Origin of the sequence: Clostridium sp. AUH-JLR23 (genome assembly GCF_964238065.1) — a bacterium.
GTDB classification, from domain to species: Bacteria; Bacillota_I; Bacilli_A; order Erysipelotrichales; family Coprobacillaceae; genus Allocoprobacillus; species Allocoprobacillus merdigallinarum.
This window is the reverse complement of sequence record NZ_CAXSKY010000005.1, coordinates 36,944-52,974: the sequence shown is the minus strand read 5'-3', so window position 1 is coordinate 52,974 and position 16,031 is coordinate 36,944. Positions and strand designations below refer to the sequence as shown.

General features: G+C 32.6%; 20 protein-coding genes. 17 read left to right on the top strand and 3 right to left on the bottom strand.

Features of this window, described 5'->3' with window-relative positions; all coding sequences use genetic code 11:
• Positions 1–47: 47 nt before the first annotated feature.
• From deoC to ACESR5_RS03755, 8 genes are all read left to right on the top strand, one after another.
• The gene (deoC, locus tag ACESR5_RS03790) at positions 48–734 is read left to right on the top strand and encodes a deoxyribose-phosphate aldolase (RefSeq protein ID WP_373154314.1); all 687 of its coding nucleotides are present in this window, start codon (positions 48–50) and stop codon (positions 732–734) included.
• Between the two features lie 12 nt (positions 735–746).
• Positions 747–1,400 carry an HAD family hydrolase gene (locus tag ACESR5_RS03785; protein ID WP_373154312.1) on the top strand — a complete coding sequence of 218 codons (654 nt, stop codon included), beginning with the start codon at positions 747–749 and terminating at the stop codon, positions 1,398–1,400.
• Positions 1,400–2,752, top strand: a complete 1,353-nt coding sequence (locus tag ACESR5_RS03780; RefSeq protein ID WP_373154310.1) for a glycoside hydrolase family 1 protein — start codon at positions 1,400–1,402, stop codon at positions 2,750–2,752. Before ACESR5_RS03785 ends, ACESR5_RS03780 begins: the two co-directional genes overlap by 1 nt.
• A gap of 168 nt (positions 2,753–2,920) precedes the next feature.
• Complete coding sequence (locus tag ACESR5_RS03775) at positions 2,921–3,571, top strand: ribulose-phosphate 3-epimerase (protein WP_373154308.1); 651 nt, start codon at positions 2,921–2,923, stop codon at positions 3,569–3,571.
• Between the two features lie 13 nt (positions 3,572–3,584).
• A complete protein-coding gene (locus ACESR5_RS03770) occupies positions 3,585–3,887 on the top strand; it encodes a PTS sugar transporter subunit IIB (protein ID WP_373154393.1) in 303 nt (100 codons plus the stop codon).
• A gap of 7 nt (positions 3,888–3,894) precedes the next feature.
• On the top strand, positions 3,895–4,827 hold the full coding sequence (locus ACESR5_RS03765) for a hypothetical protein (protein WP_373154306.1): 933 nt from the start codon (positions 3,895–3,897) through the stop codon (positions 4,825–4,827).
• Positions 4,828–4,838: 11 nt separating this feature from the next.
• The gene (rpiB, locus tag ACESR5_RS03760) at positions 4,839–5,294 is read left to right on the top strand and encodes a ribose 5-phosphate isomerase B (RefSeq protein WP_373154304.1); all 456 of its coding nucleotides are present in this window, start codon (positions 4,839–4,841) and stop codon (positions 5,292–5,294) included.
• Between the two features lie 196 nt (positions 5,295–5,490).
• Positions 5,491–6,945 carry a glycoside hydrolase family 1 protein gene (locus ACESR5_RS03755; RefSeq protein WP_373154302.1) on the top strand — a complete coding sequence of 485 codons (1,455 nt, stop codon included), beginning with the start codon at positions 5,491–5,493 and terminating at the stop codon, positions 6,943–6,945.
• A gap of 22 nt (positions 6,946–6,967) precedes the next feature.
• On the opposite strand, the gene ACESR5_RS03750 is transcribed toward ACESR5_RS03755, so the two are convergent.
• Entirely contained in the window at positions 6,968–7,753 is a 786-nt protein-coding gene (locus tag ACESR5_RS03750; RefSeq protein WP_373154300.1) for a MurR/RpiR family transcriptional regulator, read from the bottom strand.
• 91 nt (positions 7,754–7,844) lie between these two features.
• Here ACESR5_RS03750 and ACESR5_RS03745 point away from each other — a divergent pair, with 91 nt between their 5' ends.
• The 4 genes from ACESR5_RS03745 to ACESR5_RS03730 all read left to right on the top strand — a co-directional run bounded on the left by ACESR5_RS03745 (position 7,845) and on the right by ACESR5_RS03730 (position 11,434).
• Positions 7,845–8,780 (top strand): hypothetical protein, encoded by a 936-nt coding sequence (locus ACESR5_RS03745; RefSeq protein ID WP_373154298.1) that lies wholly within the window; start codon positions 7,845–7,847, stop codon positions 8,778–8,780.
• 121 nt (positions 8,781–8,901) lie between these two features.
• Complete coding sequence (locus tag ACESR5_RS03740) at positions 8,902–9,924, top strand: Gfo/Idh/MocA family oxidoreductase (protein WP_373154297.1); 1,023 nt, start codon at positions 8,902–8,904, stop codon at positions 9,922–9,924.
• Positions 9,924–10,913: a Gfo/Idh/MocA family protein gene (locus tag ACESR5_RS03735; RefSeq protein ID WP_373154295.1), complete on the top strand. Its 990-nt coding sequence runs from the start codon at positions 9,924–9,926 to the stop codon at positions 10,911–10,913. The genes ACESR5_RS03740 and ACESR5_RS03735 overlap by 1 nt, the downstream gene beginning before the upstream one ends.
• A 17-nt stretch (positions 10,914–10,930) precedes the next feature.
• Entirely contained in the window at positions 10,931–11,434 is a 504-nt protein-coding gene (locus ACESR5_RS03730; protein ID WP_373154293.1) for a VOC family protein, read from the top strand.
• A gap of 27 nt (positions 11,435–11,461) precedes the next feature.
• Here ACESR5_RS03730 and ACESR5_RS03725 read toward each other — a convergent pair whose 3' ends face one another.
• Entirely contained in the window at positions 11,462–11,908 is a 447-nt protein-coding gene (locus ACESR5_RS03725; RefSeq protein ID WP_289527347.1) for an S-ribosylhomocysteine lyase, read from the bottom strand.
• 129 nt (positions 11,909–12,037) lie between these two features.
• On the opposite strand from ACESR5_RS03725, the gene nrdD reads away from it, so the two are divergent.
• From nrdD to ACESR5_RS03705, 4 genes are all read left to right on the top strand, one after another.
• Positions 12,038–12,322: an anaerobic ribonucleoside-triphosphate reductase gene (nrdD, locus tag ACESR5_RS03720; RefSeq protein ID WP_087246120.1), complete on the top strand. Its 285-nt coding sequence runs from the start codon at positions 12,038–12,040 to the stop codon at positions 12,320–12,322.
• Positions 12,323–12,416: 94 nt separating this feature from the next.
• Complete coding sequence (locus ACESR5_RS03715) at positions 12,417–13,670, top strand: DNA repair protein (RefSeq protein WP_373154291.1); 1,254 nt, start codon at positions 12,417–12,419, stop codon at positions 13,668–13,670.
• Positions 13,660–13,974: a YolD-like family protein gene (locus tag ACESR5_RS03710; protein ID WP_373154289.1), complete on the top strand. Its 315-nt coding sequence runs from the start codon at positions 13,660–13,662 to the stop codon at positions 13,972–13,974. The genes ACESR5_RS03715 and ACESR5_RS03710 overlap by 11 nt, the downstream gene beginning before the upstream one ends.
• Positions 13,975–14,006: 32 nt before the next feature.
• The gene (locus ACESR5_RS03705) at positions 14,007–14,711 is read left to right on the top strand and encodes an endonuclease/exonuclease/phosphatase family protein (protein ID WP_087936043.1); all 705 of its coding nucleotides are present in this window, start codon (positions 14,007–14,009) and stop codon (positions 14,709–14,711) included.
• Between the two features lie 232 nt (positions 14,712–14,943).
• Here ACESR5_RS03705 and ACESR5_RS03700 read toward each other — a convergent pair whose 3' ends face one another.
• On the bottom strand, positions 14,944–15,111 hold the full coding sequence (locus ACESR5_RS03700; RefSeq protein WP_158093976.1) for a hypothetical protein: 168 nt from the start codon (positions 15,109–15,111) through the stop codon (positions 14,944–14,946).
• A 176-nt stretch (positions 15,112–15,287) separates the two neighbouring features.
• Here ACESR5_RS03700 and ACESR5_RS03695 point away from each other — a divergent pair, with 176 nt between their 5' ends.
• A complete protein-coding gene (locus ACESR5_RS03695) occupies positions 15,288–15,728 on the top strand; it encodes a hypothetical protein (RefSeq protein WP_373154287.1) in 441 nt (146 codons plus the stop codon).
• Positions 15,729–16,031 lie beyond the last annotated feature (303 nt).

Here is a 16,031-nt window from a genome sequence, read left to right as displayed (position 1 = left end):
GAGTGATTCCTTTTCTCAATAATGATATAAGGAAATGAGGAAAAATAATGAAGACATATACAAATAAAGAATTGGCAGCATATATTGATCATGCAGTGTTAGATCCGGCTATGACAATAGAGCAGTTAAAAGATAATATAATGGTCGGTGTGCGTTTGGGATGTAAAACAGTCTGTGTCAATCCTGATGCGATTGAAATTGCAAAAGTATGTATTCAGGGCAGTGAAACATTATTGTGTGTTGTGCTTGATTTTCCATTTGGTTCAAGTCAGAGTGTATCCAAAGTTGAACAGTGCCGACACATCATTCAATCAGGTGGTATTTTTGAAATAGATATGGTCGCAAATTATGGCAGAATCAAAAGTGGTGATTTTGATTATGTCAGCGAAGAAATTAGACAGATTAGTGAAATCTGTCATCAAAATCATGTGGGCTTAAAAGTTATTGTAGAAACAGATGCGCTTACCAAAGAAGAAATAGGGGAAGCGTTAGAGTGTTGTGTAAAAGGACATGCTGATTTCATTAAAACATCTACAGGTTATTTTAAGAGTTCCCATAATGTAGGCGCAACACCTGAGCTTATTCAATATCTTGTAGAAAAGGCTAATGGTAGAATCAAAGTTAAAGGTTCAGGATGTGTGCGTTCTAGAGAACGACTCATTGAATTGATTGAGTTAGGAATAGATAGAGCGGGTGTAGGATGTGGATCTACACAAAAAATATTAGCAGATTAAGAGGTTTAAGTAATGGTTAAAGCAGTGATTTTTGATATGGATGGATTGATGATTGATACTGAAGTTGTCAATTATCAGTTCTTCGGCAGATATTTTCAGACACTTGGCGTTCAGCTTTCACTTGATGATTATTGTATCTGTTTTACTGGAAAATCTATTGAACATGGGTTAGATAGTGTGAGAGAGCTCTATCATCTTGATTTTCAAAATGAAGATTACTGGGCTTATTTTCAAGATTTTCGTAAAGAATGGGAAAATCAGATTGCCCCTTTAAAACCAGGACTCAATGAGCTTTTAGAAGACTTAAAGACACAGGATATAAAATTAGCTATAGCAACTTCCAGTGATAGAGAAAGAGTTCAGCGTCTTTTTCAAAGATATTCAGTTTTAAAATATTTTGATGCTATTGTATGTGGACCAGATGTGAAAGCAGGGAAACCAGCTCCCGATATCTTTTTAAAGGCATGTGAAAAACTTTCTGTTGCGCCTATGGATGCTTTGGTATTAGAGGATAGTGAAACAGGTATTGAAGCAGCTTATCGTGCCAAGATTCCTGTGATTTGTATTCCAGATTTAAAACAGCCTGATGAAAGGCATGCACGTATGACGAGTGCTATTTTACCATCTTTAAGAGAAGTTATCGATGAGGTAAGGAGGATGAGATAATGCAAAAGAATTTTTTATGGGGAAGTTCCATCAGTGGTGGTCAATGTGAAGGTGGCTATGATTCGCGAGGTGAAACTGTTGTTGACTTGATTCCTGCTGGTAAGGATACACGTTTTCAATATTTGGATAATCCAGGAATCTATATGACAAGACCAGCTGGTTTTTATCCTTCACAAAAAGGTGTAGAATTTTATGAACATTATAAAGATGATATTGCTTTATATGCCAAAATGGGATTAAAGGCATTGCGTTTTTCAATTCTTTGGTCAAGAATCTTTCAGGATGATTCTTTAACACCTCAAGAAGAAGGATTACAGTTTTATGATCGTGTGATTGATGAATTAATCAAACATCATATTGAGCCTATTATTACAACAATTCATTTTGATATGCCAGTATGGGTTGTAGAAAAATATAATGGTTTCTATAATAAAAAAGTTGTGGAGCTTTATGAACACTATGTCAAAACAATTGTCAATCGATACCATGATCGTGTGAAATACTGGATTTCATTTTGTGAAATTAACGTCATGAATCATGCCTTATATATGGTCGCAGGAACAATTGTTCAAAAAGGACAAAATAGAGATGAAATCCTTCATCAGTGTGCCTATCATCAATTATTAGCAAATGCTATTTTAGTGAAAGTCTGCCATGAAATGGATGATTTACTTACGGTAGGATGTGAAGTGGCTGGCTCACCATGTTATCCACTGACATCCTCACCACAAGATTATCAATTGATGATGGAAGCTGATCGTAGTAACTATCGATATACAGATGTTATGGTTAAAGGACATTTTCCATATTATTTCTTAAAAGAACTCCAACAATACCATGTAGAAATGCTTGCGGAAGATATTGACATCATTCAAAAGAATACGTTAGACTTTATTGCTGTTTCATACTATAAAACAGGGGTTGCTTCAAGTGAAGGAATCACAACCAATCCACAACTGGAAACAACACCTTTTGGCTGGACGATTGATCCAGTAGGACTCAGAATTATGTTAAATCAAATGTATGAAAGATATGAAAAGCCAATCATGATTGTTGAAAATGGACTAGGAACATATGACAAGGTGGAAAACGGACAGATTCATGATGATTATAGAATTGATTATCTACAAAAACATATTGATCAGATGGAATTAGCTATGGCAGATGGTGTTGATATCATTGGATATTTAACTTGGGCAGCTATGGACGTTGTTTCAACGAGCGAAGGATATATGTCAAAGCGTTATGGATTTATTTATGTGGATAGAGAAGACGATGGTAGTGGAACATTGAAACGTATTCCCAAGGATTCTTTTTATTGGTATCAGCGTCTTATAAAAGAAAAATCGTAATCATAAAAAAGTAGAATAAAGGTCAATTCTACTTTTTTTGATGTCAAGAGAATTTTTTTATCATGGCACAATGTGTGCCATGAACATATGTGGAAACGTTTACCCAAGTCATTTAAAATATTCTTAGAAACAATAAAACATTTATGTTTTTACTATGAGGAGGGTATTATGGGAAAATTATTATGTCCGAGTATGATGTGTGCCAATTTTGGGCATTTAGAAAAAGAAGTGAAAGATTTAGAAGAAGGTGGCATTGACATTTTTCATTTAGATGTCATGGATGGAAGCTTTGTTCCTAATTTTGGAATGGGACTTCAAGATATTGAGTATATCGTCAAGACTGCGACGAAGCCATGTGATGTTCATTTGATGGTGACAAAACCATCTGATTACATTCAAAAATTTGCGGATATAGGTGTTCAGATTATTTATGTACATCCAGAAACAGATAATCATATTGCAAGAACTTTGCAGATGATTAAAGATGCAGGCGCAAAAGCAGGAATAGCAGTGAATCCTGGAACATCTTTTGAAACTGTGAAAGATACATTGAGTCTTGTTGATTATGTTCTTGTGATGACAGTCAATCCAGGTTTTGCAGGACAAAAATATTTATCTTTTGTAGATCATAAATTTGAACAATTTTGTGAGTTAAAAAATCAATACGGATATAAAGTGATGATTGATGGGGCTTGTTCTCCAGAAAGAATCGCGACTTTATCAAAAATGGGTGTTGATGGTTTTATTTTAGGAACTTCAGCCTTATTTGGTAAAGACAAAAGCTATCAGGACATTTGTCAGGAGTTAAGACAATTATAGATAGGAGGCAAAAATTATGAATATTTTATTAGTATGTGCAGCAGGAATGTCAACAAGTCTACTTGTGACACGTATGGAAGATGCTGCTAAGGGAAAGGGTTTATCAGTGCATATTGAAGCACATCCAGTTGGAGATATTGAAAAATACGGCGATCAGGCTGATATTATATTGTTGGGGCCACAAGTACGTTATCAATTAAAAAGTGTTCAAAAGAGATATGCGAATAAACCAGTAGAAGTCATTAATATGCAGGATTATGGCATGATGAATGGAGCTAAAGTTCTAGAACATGCTTTACAGGTTTTAGGAAAGTAGGGAGATTATGGCTGTAACACGTTTAATAAGCGCAACAGGTGATGATATTGAAAAGATGTCACCTATGGAACTTAAAGAATCCATTTTAAGATCAGAAGGACGTGTTGTCATGGGACAACATCTCTTATTTGCAGGAAGTGGTCTTGTCAGAGGTGTCACAAACAGTGAACTGATGTTTGCATTTGGTGCTGATATGGTCATGTTAAATACTTTTGACTTAGATAATCTGGATAATAATCCTGGTCTTTGTGGTTTGTCGTTTCAGGAATTGAAACAAAAATGTCGTCGTCCTATGGGTATATATTTAGGATGTCCAAAGGCTGGCAGTGAAGATGGTGGCAAAAAGGCTCTCTATCGCAGAGAAGGAATGCTGGCAAGTGATGAACATGTTCAAAAATGTATCGATTTAGGAGCAGACTTTATTGTTTTAGGTGGTAATCCAGGAAGTGGAACTTCCATCCATGATGTTGTTGAAGCAACGAAGAGAATAAAAGCAAAATTTCAGGACTCAATCTTTGTATTTGCAGGAAAATGGGAAGATGGTATTGATGAAAAAGTTTTAGGAGATCCCCTTGCGGATTATGACAGTAAGGCTGTTATTAAAGAATTGATTGATGCTGGAGCGGACTGTATTGATTTACCGGCACCAGGGTCAAGACATGGCATTACAACAGAAATGATCAGAGAATTGGTTGAATACATTCATCGTTATAAACCAGGAACATTGGCTATGACATTTTTAAATAGTTCTGTTGAATGTGCGGATCCAGATACAATTCGTTTGATTGCATTAAAAATGAAAGAAACCGGAGCGGATATTCATGCAATTGGTGATGGTGGATTTAATGGATGTACATCACCTGAAAATATACATCAATTATCTGTTTCGTTAAAAGGAAAACAATACACATATTTTAGAATGGCAAGTGTGAATAGATAGGAGGATATATGATGAAAATAGGAATTGGAAATGATCATGTTGCTGTGGAGTATAAAAATCTGATTAGTGAATATATCAAAGAAAAATATGGTTACGAAGTTATCAATTATGGTACAGATTCAACAGAAAGATTTAATTACCCAGTAGCTGGAGAAGCAGTAGCTAATGCTGTTGTCAGTGGTGAAGTCGATAAAGGAATTGTTATCTGTGGAACAGGTGTAGGTATTTCATTAGCTGCCAATAAGGTTAATGGTATTCGTTGTGTCACATGTAGTGAACCTTATTCAGCTTTGCTTTCTCGCCAGCATAACAACACAAACATGTTAGCATTTGGAGCCAGAGTTGTGGGTATTGAATTAGCTAAGATGATTGTTGATGCATGGTTGAGTGGAGAATATGAAGGTGGAAGACACCAAGTGAGAATTGATATGCTCAAAGATATTGAAGAAAGACAGAAAAATCGTTAGTTTTCAATATCTTAAGTATATAAAGTATCTATAATCAACAATTGGAAATGGCTGATTGATAGTGCTTATGCATACGTGCTTATCAGTGAAAATCCAAACCTCTCCTTGATTCGTATATAGATAAACAAACAGTTGGTGTGATATTTTTGACCCAATTGTTGATTATAGATGTTAAAAATAAAGGAGGAATAATAAAATGAGTTTTCCAGATAAATTTTTATGGGGTGGTTCTATCAGTGCTGCTCAAGCTGAAGGTGGATGGGATGAAGGTGGAAAAAGTCCTGTTCAAGTTGATTATGGTGATGCTGGTACAACAAAAGATCGCCGTTTTATCCATTATTTAAATGCTGATGGGACAAGAGGTAAAATGCGTCAATTTGATCATTTACCAAAAGGCGCTAAATATGCATTGTTTGATGATGTGAAATATACAAATCATGTCGCTATTGATTTTTATCATAGATATAAAGAAGATATCGCATTGTTTGCAGAAATGGGATTTACAACATTTAATACAACAGTTTCTTGGGCAAGAATTTTCCCACATGGTGTTGAAGGTGGTGTGAATCAGGAAGGTGTCGAATTTTATCGTGATGTTTTCAAAGAATGTCGTAAATATGGTATGGATCCTGTCATTACTCTATATAAATATGATGAACCTGTTTATTTAGAAGAAACATATGGTGGTTGGACAAATAGAGAAATGATTCATCAGTTTGTTGAATTTGCGAAAGTTTGTTTTACAGAATATAAGGATCTTGTTGATAAATGGTTAACATTCAATGAAATTAATATCTTACTTCATTTTGATGGTAAAGATGGAAAACAGGTTTCTTTTACAGAATTGCATAATCAGATGGTGGCTTCAGCACAAGCTGTTAAAGCAGCACATGAAATTGATAAGAACATCAGTGTTGGATGTATGATTGCAGGTTTCTGTGTTTATCCTTATACATGTGATCCTGATGATGTGATTGCTGCTTATAAAGAATTCCAGAATAAGTTTGGCTATTGTGCTGATACAATGATTAGAGGATATTATCCTTCTTATGCAAAGAGAATCTGGACTGAAAATAATGTTCAGCTTGATATCAGCGATGCTGATCGTCGAGATTTAATGGAAGGAAAAGCTGATTTCTTAGCTTATTCATATTATATGTCTAATGTTGTCACAACACATGAAAATGAAGGAGAATCATTAGGTGCAGCAGGGGCTTCTGCAGACTTAAAGAATCCATATTTAAAGGCAAGTGATTGGGGATGGCAGATTGATCCTGTTGGTTATGAATATTTCTTACATTTCTTATATGATAGATATCAAGTCCCTATTTTTGATGTAGAAAATGGTTTAGGTGCACATGATAAGGTTGAAGAAGATGGTTCTGTTCATGATGATTATCGTATTAATTATTTGAGAAGTCATATTCAAAGCTTAATGAAAGCAAGAAGCGAAGGTGTTGATATCTTTGGATATACAACATGGGGTCCAATTGATTTGGTATCATTTACAACTGGTCAAATGGATAAAAGATATGGTTTCATTTACGTAGATATGAATGATGACGGTGTTGGTGATCTTCATCGTATTAAGAAGGATTCTTTCTATTGGTATAAGAAAGTCATTGCTTCTGATGGTCAAGATTTAGATTAATAGGAAAAAGGAATATGGGGGATCATATTCCTTTGTTGTTATTCTTTTTAAAATATAAAGCTGTATAGAGAACATCAATAATGTAATGAATGGACATACCATATAATGTGATTCCAAAAGGCAAATGATGACGATAGGAATCAATATATAAGCTTTCATTACAAATTAAATCTAAAGTTGGATCCAATTTACCTGTGATTCCAATCACACGAATACGTTTTTTTCTTAAAGCATAAGCTGCATCCACCATGGTTTGGTTATTACCAGAGTGACTCACGACAAAAGCGAGAATATCGCTAGGACGAATCGCTTCTAGATAGGAAGAGTTCAGGGTATTGAAAGCCTGTGCACGAATACCTATATTAGAGAGCTTTAAACAAGCTGACTGTACTTCAGAATAATTGTTGTCATTAGCGTAAAAGTCAATCTGTTTGGCTTCCATCATATAATTGACAGTTCTTACAAATGATTCTGTTTTGGTGAGTTTCTTGGTTTCCATAAAAACGTGATAATAAATATCAGGTAGAATATTGATGATTTCAGGGATGGAACTGTTTTGATCAATGCGACGATCTTTTGTTTCATTGAACATCATATGTTCCTGACTATAAGTCATTTGGAAATCATGATAGCCTTGAAACCCTAATTTTTTAACGAAACGAATCATTGTGGGAGGGCTGACATAGACAAGTTTGGAAAGTTCTTTAGCGTTATGCTGTAAAACGGATTCAGGATGTTCTTGAATATAACTGACAATGGCCTTTTCTTGGGGTGTCAGTTTGATATGTTGAATATAATCTTGAATCATGGAATCACCTCGCTTTTATTTTAACATAGAATAGCCAAAAGAGAAAACGTTTTCTCATAAAATGATAAAAAGAAGAAAGGAAGAGAGAATTATGGAATTACATGACAATATTACAAGATTAATAAGTGCGAAACCTTCACAGATTTCTACTTATTCAGGGAGAGATTTAAAAGAATCTATTTTGAAATCAGAAGGACGTGTTCTGATGGGACAGACTTATTTAAAAAATCCTATTTTATTCCCTAACTGTACGAGTACAGAGTTAATGTTTGCTTTTGGAGCAGATATGGTTTTATTAAATGGTTTTGATTTTCACAATCTACAAAGCTGTCCTGGTTTACAGGGATTTGATTATCAGGGAATTAAAGATCTGGTTGGAGGTAGACCGGTAGGTATTTATCTAGGGTGCCCACGCGAGGACATTGATTTAGAGAGTCCACGATTCTATGATTTAAAAGGAATGGTTTGTACACGTGAGAATCTCCAGAAAATTAAAGAATGGGGTGTATCATTCTTGATTTTAGGAGGTAATCCAGGTAGTGGAACTTCGATTAGGGATGTTATCAAATGGACAAAAATAGCACGTGAAATTTGTGGAGACGATATGTTGATTTTTGCTGGGAAATGGGAAGATGGTATTGTAGAAAAAGTTCTTGGAGATCCATTAGCTGATTATGATGCCTATGAAATAATTGATCAGCTGATTCAAAATGGTGCAGACATCATTGATTTTCCAGCTCCAGGGTCACGACATGGGATTACTGTGGAACGTATTCGTGAGTTGATTGAATATACACATCGTCAAGGTGCTTTAGCGATGTCTTTCTTAAATAGTAATGTTGAAGCTGCCGATGTAGATACCATTCGTCAAATTACTTTGATGATGAAACAGACAGGATGTGATGTTCATGCGATTGGTGATGGTGGATTTGGAGGCGGAACATGGCCTGAAAATATCTATCAGATGTCTATTACATTGAAAGGAAAAGCTTATACCTGGGCACAGATGGCAACACCAAAACGCTGATTTTGAAATTCGATTTCATAGTTAAAAATAACGAATGAAATCGGATTTCTTTTTGTTTTCATGACCTATTTTTTATGCTTTCTCTTTTATAAAATGAAGGTAAATAAAGGAGGAAAATAAAATGTTAGTTGTTGCTTATATTGGTTTTGGTAATAGTGTGTGTCGTTACCATTTGCCATATGTAGAAAGAAGAAAAGACACCGTGAAAGTGAAATATATCTATCGTAGAGAAGAAGATAGAATCGGAGATGAAGAAAGAGAAACATGGTATCCTGATATCACTTTTACAACAGATATTGATCAGGTAATGAATGATCCAGAAGTGAATTTGATTGTTGTCAATACACCAGATCAGTTCCATGTCTCTTATACAATGCAGGCATTGGATCATGGTAAAAATGTTTTATGTGAAAAACCATTTGCGATGAGTGCTAAAGAAGCGAGTGAAGTCTTTGCGTATGCTAAAGAAAAAGGATTGATTGCGATGGCTAATCAAAATAGACGTTATGATGCTGATATGCGTACAGTAAGAAAAGTCATTGAATCAGGTGTGTTAGGAGAAATCTTAGAAGTAGAATCACATTATGATTACTATCGTCCATCTATTGCTGATCATGTTGGTTTTGGTATTCTTTATGGTTTAGCCGTTCATCCAATTGATCAAATTATTGGACAATTTGGTAAACCAAAGAAAGTTGTTTATGATTGTCGCAGTTTCGATCATCCTGGTGAATCAGATGATTATTATGATATTGATTTCTTCTATGATCGTATGAAAGCTATTGTGAAAACAAGTTATTATGTAAAACTAGATTATCCACGTTTTATTGTTCATGGTCGTAAAGGAAGCTTTTTAATGCCAGCTTTAGGACATCAAAGTGCACAAAAAGCGAAACCAGGACCAGTTGAAATTAGTTTTGAACCTTTACCAGAAGATAAATGGGGAACTTTATCTTATATTGATGAAAATGGTCAGGATATTACAAAGAAAGTCCCTACAGAAATTCAGGATTATGGTTTAATCTATGATAATTTATATGATGTGATCTTCAATGGTGGAGAAAAAGTTGTCAAAGATGAAGAAGTCATTGAAGTTTTAAGAATTATTGAAGAAGCGACAAAAGCAGCTAAGGAGGCTAAATAATGAAGGTTGGTATTTTAGGAGCTGGAATGATTGTTCATGATTTATTGACATTCATTCATCAGGTTGATGGTGTAGAATTAACAGCTATTTGTGCTTTACCAGAAGAAAAAGAAAAAATTGAAGGTATGGCTAAGGAACATCATATTGCTTCTACATATGTAGATTATGATGAAATGTTGAAAGATGAACAGGTTGAAGTGGTTTATATTGCGGTAAATAATCATTTACACTATGAAATGAGCATGAAAGCTTTAAAAGCTCATAAACATGTTATTTGTGAAAAACCATTTACTTCTCATATTGAAGAATTAGAAGAATTAAATGCTGTTGCAAAAGAAGAACATCTTTTATTGTTAGAAGCTATTTCGACACAATATTTACCAAATGTTTTAAAGATGAAAGAATTATTAAGTGAAGTTGGAAATGTTAAAATTGTTTCAGCTAATTATTCACAATATTCTTCTCGTTATAATGCATTTAAAGAAGGAAAAATCCTACCAGCATTTGATGTTACAAAATCTGGTGGAGCGTTAATGGATTTAAATATTTATAATATTCATTTATTAGTGGCTTTATTTGGTGAACCACAACATGTTGAATATCAGGCTAATATTGAAAAAGGTATTGATACTTCAGGAATTATCACTTTAGATTATGGAACATTTAAAGCTGTTTTGATTGGCGCAAAAGATTGTAAAGCACCAATTATGACAAGTATTCAAGGAGATCAGGGCTGTCTTGTTTTAGATACACCAGCTAATAATGCTTCAAGATTTAAATTATTAAAAAATGATAAGAGTGAGTATGATTATGATGAACAGCATGGTCAGCATCGTATGTATTATGAATTTGTTGAATTTGTCAAAATCTTTGAACAAAAAGATTATGATAGAGCTCAAGAAATGATGCAAAAAAGCTTAATTGCAATGAAAATTGCAACACTTGCCAGAAAATCAGCGGGTGTTGAATTTCCAGCTGATAAAAGATAAAGAAAGAAGATGAAGAAATGAAGTTTAATGAAATTATGCATCTTTCATTTTATACTGATCAGATGGATGCAATGAGAGATTTTTATGAGAATAAATTAGGCTTAAAGGCAAAAATCATTATGCGTTATGATGCCTATAAAGGAAATCCAAATCGTGGTGCCTGGGCTAAAAGAGCTGAAACTGATCCAACAGGTATTGCTTATATCTTTATCGAACTGGCACCAGGACAATATTTAGAGCTTTTCCCAAAAGCTGATGGCCAACAGGCACATGAAGCACCAGATACAAGACTTGGTTATTCACATTTTGCTTTAATGGTTGATGATATTCATGCAGCCAGAGAAGAACTTGTTCAAGCTGGTGTTGACATAGATATTGAACCTAATAAGGGTCAATCTGAAACATGGCAAATGTGGATTCATGATCCTGATGGTAATAAATTTGAGATTATGCAATATACTGAAAAATCATTACAGCATCATGGTAATATTGCTGAAGATCAGAAAAAATACGGAAAATAAAAATGCAAGATCATCTTGCATTTCCTTTTAAAGATAATGATATTCATGTTCCCATGAACTGTTTATAAAAAAGAGAGCGGCTTGTTTCGCTTTGGTTAAATCCATATAAGTATAATTTCCACATTCTTCTTTTTTCGCACCAGGTATGTCCTGATCCCAACTCGCAATCTGTTCAAAAGTCGTTTTGACTAATGTTTTAACTGTTTCAAAATCTAAATCCTTTGTAATGAGATAAAACCCAGTCATACAACCCATAGGACCAAAATAAATAATCTTATCTTTATAGATACCATTTCTTAAAAGTGTTGCCCCTATATGTTCAATTGTATGAGCAGCTTTAGGATCTAAAGGCTCATCAACATTAGGTTCGCACATTCTGATATCATAAGTTGTCAGATGATCATCCGTTCTTGAAATATAAATCCCCTTTTTTAATTGAGTATGGTCAACACTAAAACTTGTAATTCTTTTCATATATTCATACCTCACTTTTTCATTCCTATTGTATAATAGTTCCTTTCATTTTTTCAAGGATGAAACATTCATTTCATTTGTTTTTTAGAATTTTATTTTCTATAATAAAATAAAGAGAAGGTGATGTGTATGAAAGAAGTTATTGATCATGTTGATGTTGAAGTTTTGAATGGTGAAATGAGTGAAGATGAAATTAAGGAATATATCCAATACGTCAAACAGAAATATCCTCATGAAACTTTAACATCCCTAACATTAACAGTAGATGGAGAATTTGTTGATCTTCACTATTGTTTACAGCCAGAACCTATTCAAAGAATTCGACGTATTACAGGTTATTTGGTAGGAACATTGGATCGCTTTAATGATGCCAAAAGAGCCGAGGAACATGATCGTGTGAAACATCAAGTTTAAAAAATGGAAAATATTGTATAGAGAAGTTGCATAAAATACATTGATTATGCAACTTTTATTTTGTATAATAACTTTGTTAGGTGGTGAGTTGTGTATGAGATATTATTTATGCATTGATTTTAAAACCTTTTATGCTTCGGTAGAATGTGTAGAAAGAGGGCTAGATCCTTACAAGGTCAATCTTGTTGTTGCGGATATTTCAAGAGGAAAGAGTACAATCTGTTTAGCTGTTTCTCCACATATGAAGGAGTTAGGAGTGAAAAATAGATGTCGTTTATTTGAAATACCAAAGCATATTCATTATATTGTAGCTAAACCAAGGATGAAACTTTATATGGAATATTCAGCTAATATTTATGGTTTGTATTTAAAATATTTAAGTCAGGAAGATATTTATGTGTATTCTATTGATGAGGCTTTTTTAGATGTCACAGAATATCTGAATTTCTATCATAAAAACGCTCAAGAAATAGCGCAGATGATTATAGATGATGTTTATAGAACAACGGGAATTCCAGCTACATGTGGTATTGGAACGAATCTTTATTTAGCTAAAGTGGCTTTAGATATTACCGCCAAGCATGTCAAAAGTCATATGGCTTATTTGGATGAACAAATATATCAAAAGACATTATGGGAACATACGCCACTCACAGATTTTTGGCAAGTGGGCAGAGGAATCGCCAAGCGTTTATATAAATTAGGCATTGTCAATATGAAAGGAATAGCACATTGTCCTGAAGATATCTTGTATAAAGAGTTTGGTGTGAATGCACGTTTTTTAATTCGTCATGCTTGGGGTAAAGAACCGGTGACTATTCAACAAATTAAAAATTATCAGCCACAGCATCGTTCTATATCCAATGGACAGGTTTTATTTGGAGAATATCGTGATCAGGATGCTTTACTGGTTTTAAAAGAAATGGTGGAGGATAATGTTTTAACACTGGTTGAACAGGGACTTGTGACCAATCATATTTCTTTACATATTAGATATGTTGATGCTTCACTTCCGTCTACGGGTGGTAGTCGTAAAATTTCAGTTGTGACAAATTCTTATCGTCTGTTGGTTAAGGAGTTTATTGACTTATTTGAGTCTACAACATTTAAAAGTCAAAAGATTAGAAAGATTTCTATTGGTTTTGGTCAAGTTATTGCTGAAAGGTATGAAGCCTATGACTTGTTTACTGACTATGAAGAAGTACTGAAAGAAAGACAGTTACAACAATCTATTATTCAAATTAAAAATAAGTATGGAAAGAATGCTGTTTTGAAAGCCATGAATGTTTTAGATAAAGCCACTGCAAAACAGCGACATCAGTTAATAGGAGGGCATAATGCAGAATAAAAATCATGATGATGCAGTAGAATTTCAACCATTTGATTCTTTACGTGGATTTAGAGAATATCTTCATGAAAAGGAAAGACAACCTATTTATAAAAAAGAATTAATGGAAGATGAATGTGAAAGATTGAATCGTTTATTTCAACAACTTCAAAAAGGTATGTTTGTGAAAATTGTTTATTATACACACCAGCAATATCAGACATTACAAGGAATGATTACAAAAATAGATGCAGAATATCATAAAGTCTTATTTATTGATGATCAAAGAATTGAATTTTATGATATTAGAGATATTTCTTTTTAATTTATTGTATAATGATATTAGGGTGATAAAATATGAAAATAATAACATTAAATATGAATATGTTTCGATATCTGATAGATGGAAGTCTCAATGAGTTTTTAAAAGAGTATCAGGCAGATGTTGTGATTTTACAGGAAGTAAGATCGTCTTTGGCTGATGAGGTTACATGTTATACACATAAGATATCACCTAATTTATATCAGGAAATTGAAAATATTAAAAAAACAATTTATTTAACAGTTGCTCTTTGTAAGGACGATACATGGCAAAAAGTAAATATAGATCATTTTCATTATAATAATCGTTTTGTGAAAATAAAAAATGATGATTGGTCTATATTCGGTCTGCATTTGCCTTTACAAGATGATATAGATTCTTTATTGTCAATCATTCAAGAAAGTGACTGTGATATTATATGTGGTGATTTTAATGCGCATAGAAAATATTCACAGATTAAAAATTGGAAAGTGATAGACAATTTAATAAATGACAAAGGATATTCTGATTTATGGGAAAAAGGTTTAAAAGAAGAAAAAGCTTATTATATTGATTATAAAGGTGAAAAGAAAAAGGCACATCAAGGTGACTTCTATAGAACATTTGTAGGCAATACACATATAGATTATGTATTAGCAAAAGCAGATATTCATTTGATAGATATCATTATTGATATGAGAACATTAGCTTTTACAGATCATTGTGCTATGATTCTCAATTGTAAGAAAGATAAATCTTGAAATAAATGAGAATATGAGAGGATTGATGTGTGAATAGTATTTTTATGTCATAGTTATATGAAATATGTTTTATAATAAATGAAAATAAAGTTATAAATATTTCTGGATATGAAAGCACAATAAAAGTATATCTCTATTTATATAAAGATATACTTTTTATGTTGTTTTGATTATTGGAATTTATAGTTTATGTGATATGAATTATGTTTTGATAACATATAAAATATCATGATTAATCAAGGTCTTTTCTATGAAAATAATACATAGCGGCTACAATAACAGCTGTTGAAAATAAAATGGCATTGGCTATTTCGTTTCCAGGAATAAAAGTGATGAGAAGTTTCCCTAACATGAATATAAAAAAGCATAGACCAAATACAATGTAATGATGTTCTTTCATCTTTATCAACTCAATCTTAAATAAAGCATATATAATTTTCACCAATAAATCAATAGTTAAAATAGAAGTTTATATAAAATTAATTTTAACTTAACTATATTAGAAAGATGGGAATAGCATGGCTATAGTATAATCATAGTTGATAAACTGAATTTTTTAGAGGTGAAAAGATATTGATGAAGTCAAAAAGAATGGTGATATTTGTTTTTATAATAGTATCTATAATACTTGTATTTATGATGATTATGCAAAATATATCATTAAATAATGAAATACAAATGTATAAGAGTTTTTGGAATATTAAATTGCCATCAAAGACAAAATGTGTCTATAAATGGAATAATCAAGATTCCTTTCATGGAGAAGGCATAAGATATTCTAGATATCAATTATTAGAGAATGATACAAGTCTATTAACTGATTGTGATTATACTCAAAATAATGAATTGGAAAAATCTGTTATTAATTTGATGAACGATTGTGGTATTCCAGATAAACAAAAAATTGATTTCAATTCAACTTATTGCTGGAAATACATACAACGTGAGCAGGATAGTTTGTTGATTATTTATTCTTTAAATATAAAGAGCTTGTTTTTGATACAGGATACAGCATAAAAAATGAAATCATATAATGATACAAACAGTGTATTTAAGTTGTTTTAAAAGTATATCTTGGTATTATTTTTTATACTGAGGTATACTTTTTATATTTTTGATATTATTTCAAAGTGAAGATAAAATCATATATATTTAATTAAATAGGGTCGAGAATATATTATGAAATAATTCTTATGACTCTTTTTTTACTATTTAAAAATATTTATAGCTGTTTAAATTTATAACTTATTTTTTGAGCTATTCAACCTCATATTTTAATGATAACTTCTATAATATTTTCAAGTTCACTCTTATTATTCT

Bases quoted from the DNA above. Each gene is read 5' to 3' on its own strand.
- deoC (WP_373154314.1), top strand. From the start codon at position 48: ATGAAGACATATACAAATAAAGAATTGGCAGCATATATTGATCATGCA.
- ACESR5_RS03785 (WP_373154312.1), top strand. From the start codon at position 747: ATGGTTAAAGCAGTGATTTTTGATATGGATGGATTGATGATTGATACT.
- ACESR5_RS03780 (WP_373154310.1), top strand. From the start codon at position 1,400: ATGCAAAAGAATTTTTTATGGGGAAGTTCCATCAGTGGTGGTCAATGT.
- ACESR5_RS03775 (WP_373154308.1), top strand. From the start codon at position 2,921: ATGGGAAAATTATTATGTCCGAGTATGATGTGTGCCAATTTTGGGCAT.
- ACESR5_RS03765 (WP_373154306.1), top strand. From the start codon at position 3,895: ATGGCTGTAACACGTTTAATAAGCGCAACAGGTGATGATATTGAAAAG.
- rpiB (WP_373154304.1), top strand. From the start codon at position 4,839: ATGAAAATAGGAATTGGAAATGATCATGTTGCTGTGGAGTATAAAAAT.
- ACESR5_RS03755 (WP_373154302.1), top strand. From the start codon at position 5,491: ATGAGTTTTCCAGATAAATTTTTATGGGGTGGTTCTATCAGTGCTGCT.
- ACESR5_RS03750 (WP_373154300.1), bottom strand. From the start codon at position 7,753: ATGATTCAAGATTATATTCAACATATCAAACTGACACCCCAAGAAAAG.
- ACESR5_RS03745 (WP_373154298.1), top strand. From the start codon at position 7,845: ATGGAATTACATGACAATATTACAAGATTAATAAGTGCGAAACCTTCA.
- ACESR5_RS03740 (WP_373154297.1), top strand. From the start codon at position 8,902: ATGTTAGTTGTTGCTTATATTGGTTTTGGTAATAGTGTGTGTCGTTAC.
- ACESR5_RS03735 (WP_373154295.1), top strand. From the start codon at position 9,924: ATGAAGGTTGGTATTTTAGGAGCTGGAATGATTGTTCATGATTTATTG.
- ACESR5_RS03730 (WP_373154293.1), top strand. From the start codon at position 10,931: ATGAAGTTTAATGAAATTATGCATCTTTCATTTTATACTGATCAGATG.
- ACESR5_RS03725 (WP_289527347.1), bottom strand. From the start codon at position 11,908: ATGAAAAGAATTACAAGTTTTAGTGTTGACCATACTCAATTAAAAAAG.
- nrdD (WP_087246120.1), top strand. From the start codon at position 12,038: ATGAAAGAAGTTATTGATCATGTTGATGTTGAAGTTTTGAATGGTGAA.
- ACESR5_RS03715 (WP_373154291.1), top strand. From the start codon at position 12,417: ATGAGATATTATTTATGCATTGATTTTAAAACCTTTTATGCTTCGGTA.
- ACESR5_RS03710 (WP_373154289.1), top strand. From the start codon at position 13,660: ATGCAGAATAAAAATCATGATGATGCAGTAGAATTTCAACCATTTGAT.
- ACESR5_RS03705 (WP_087936043.1), top strand. From the start codon at position 14,007: ATGAAAATAATAACATTAAATATGAATATGTTTCGATATCTGATAGAT.
- ACESR5_RS03700 (WP_158093976.1), bottom strand. From the start codon at position 15,111: ATGAAAGAACATCATTACATTGTATTTGGTCTATGCTTTTTTATATTC.
- ACESR5_RS03695 (WP_373154287.1), top strand. From the start codon at position 15,288: ATGAAGTCAAAAAGAATGGTGATATTTGTTTTTATAATAGTATCTATA.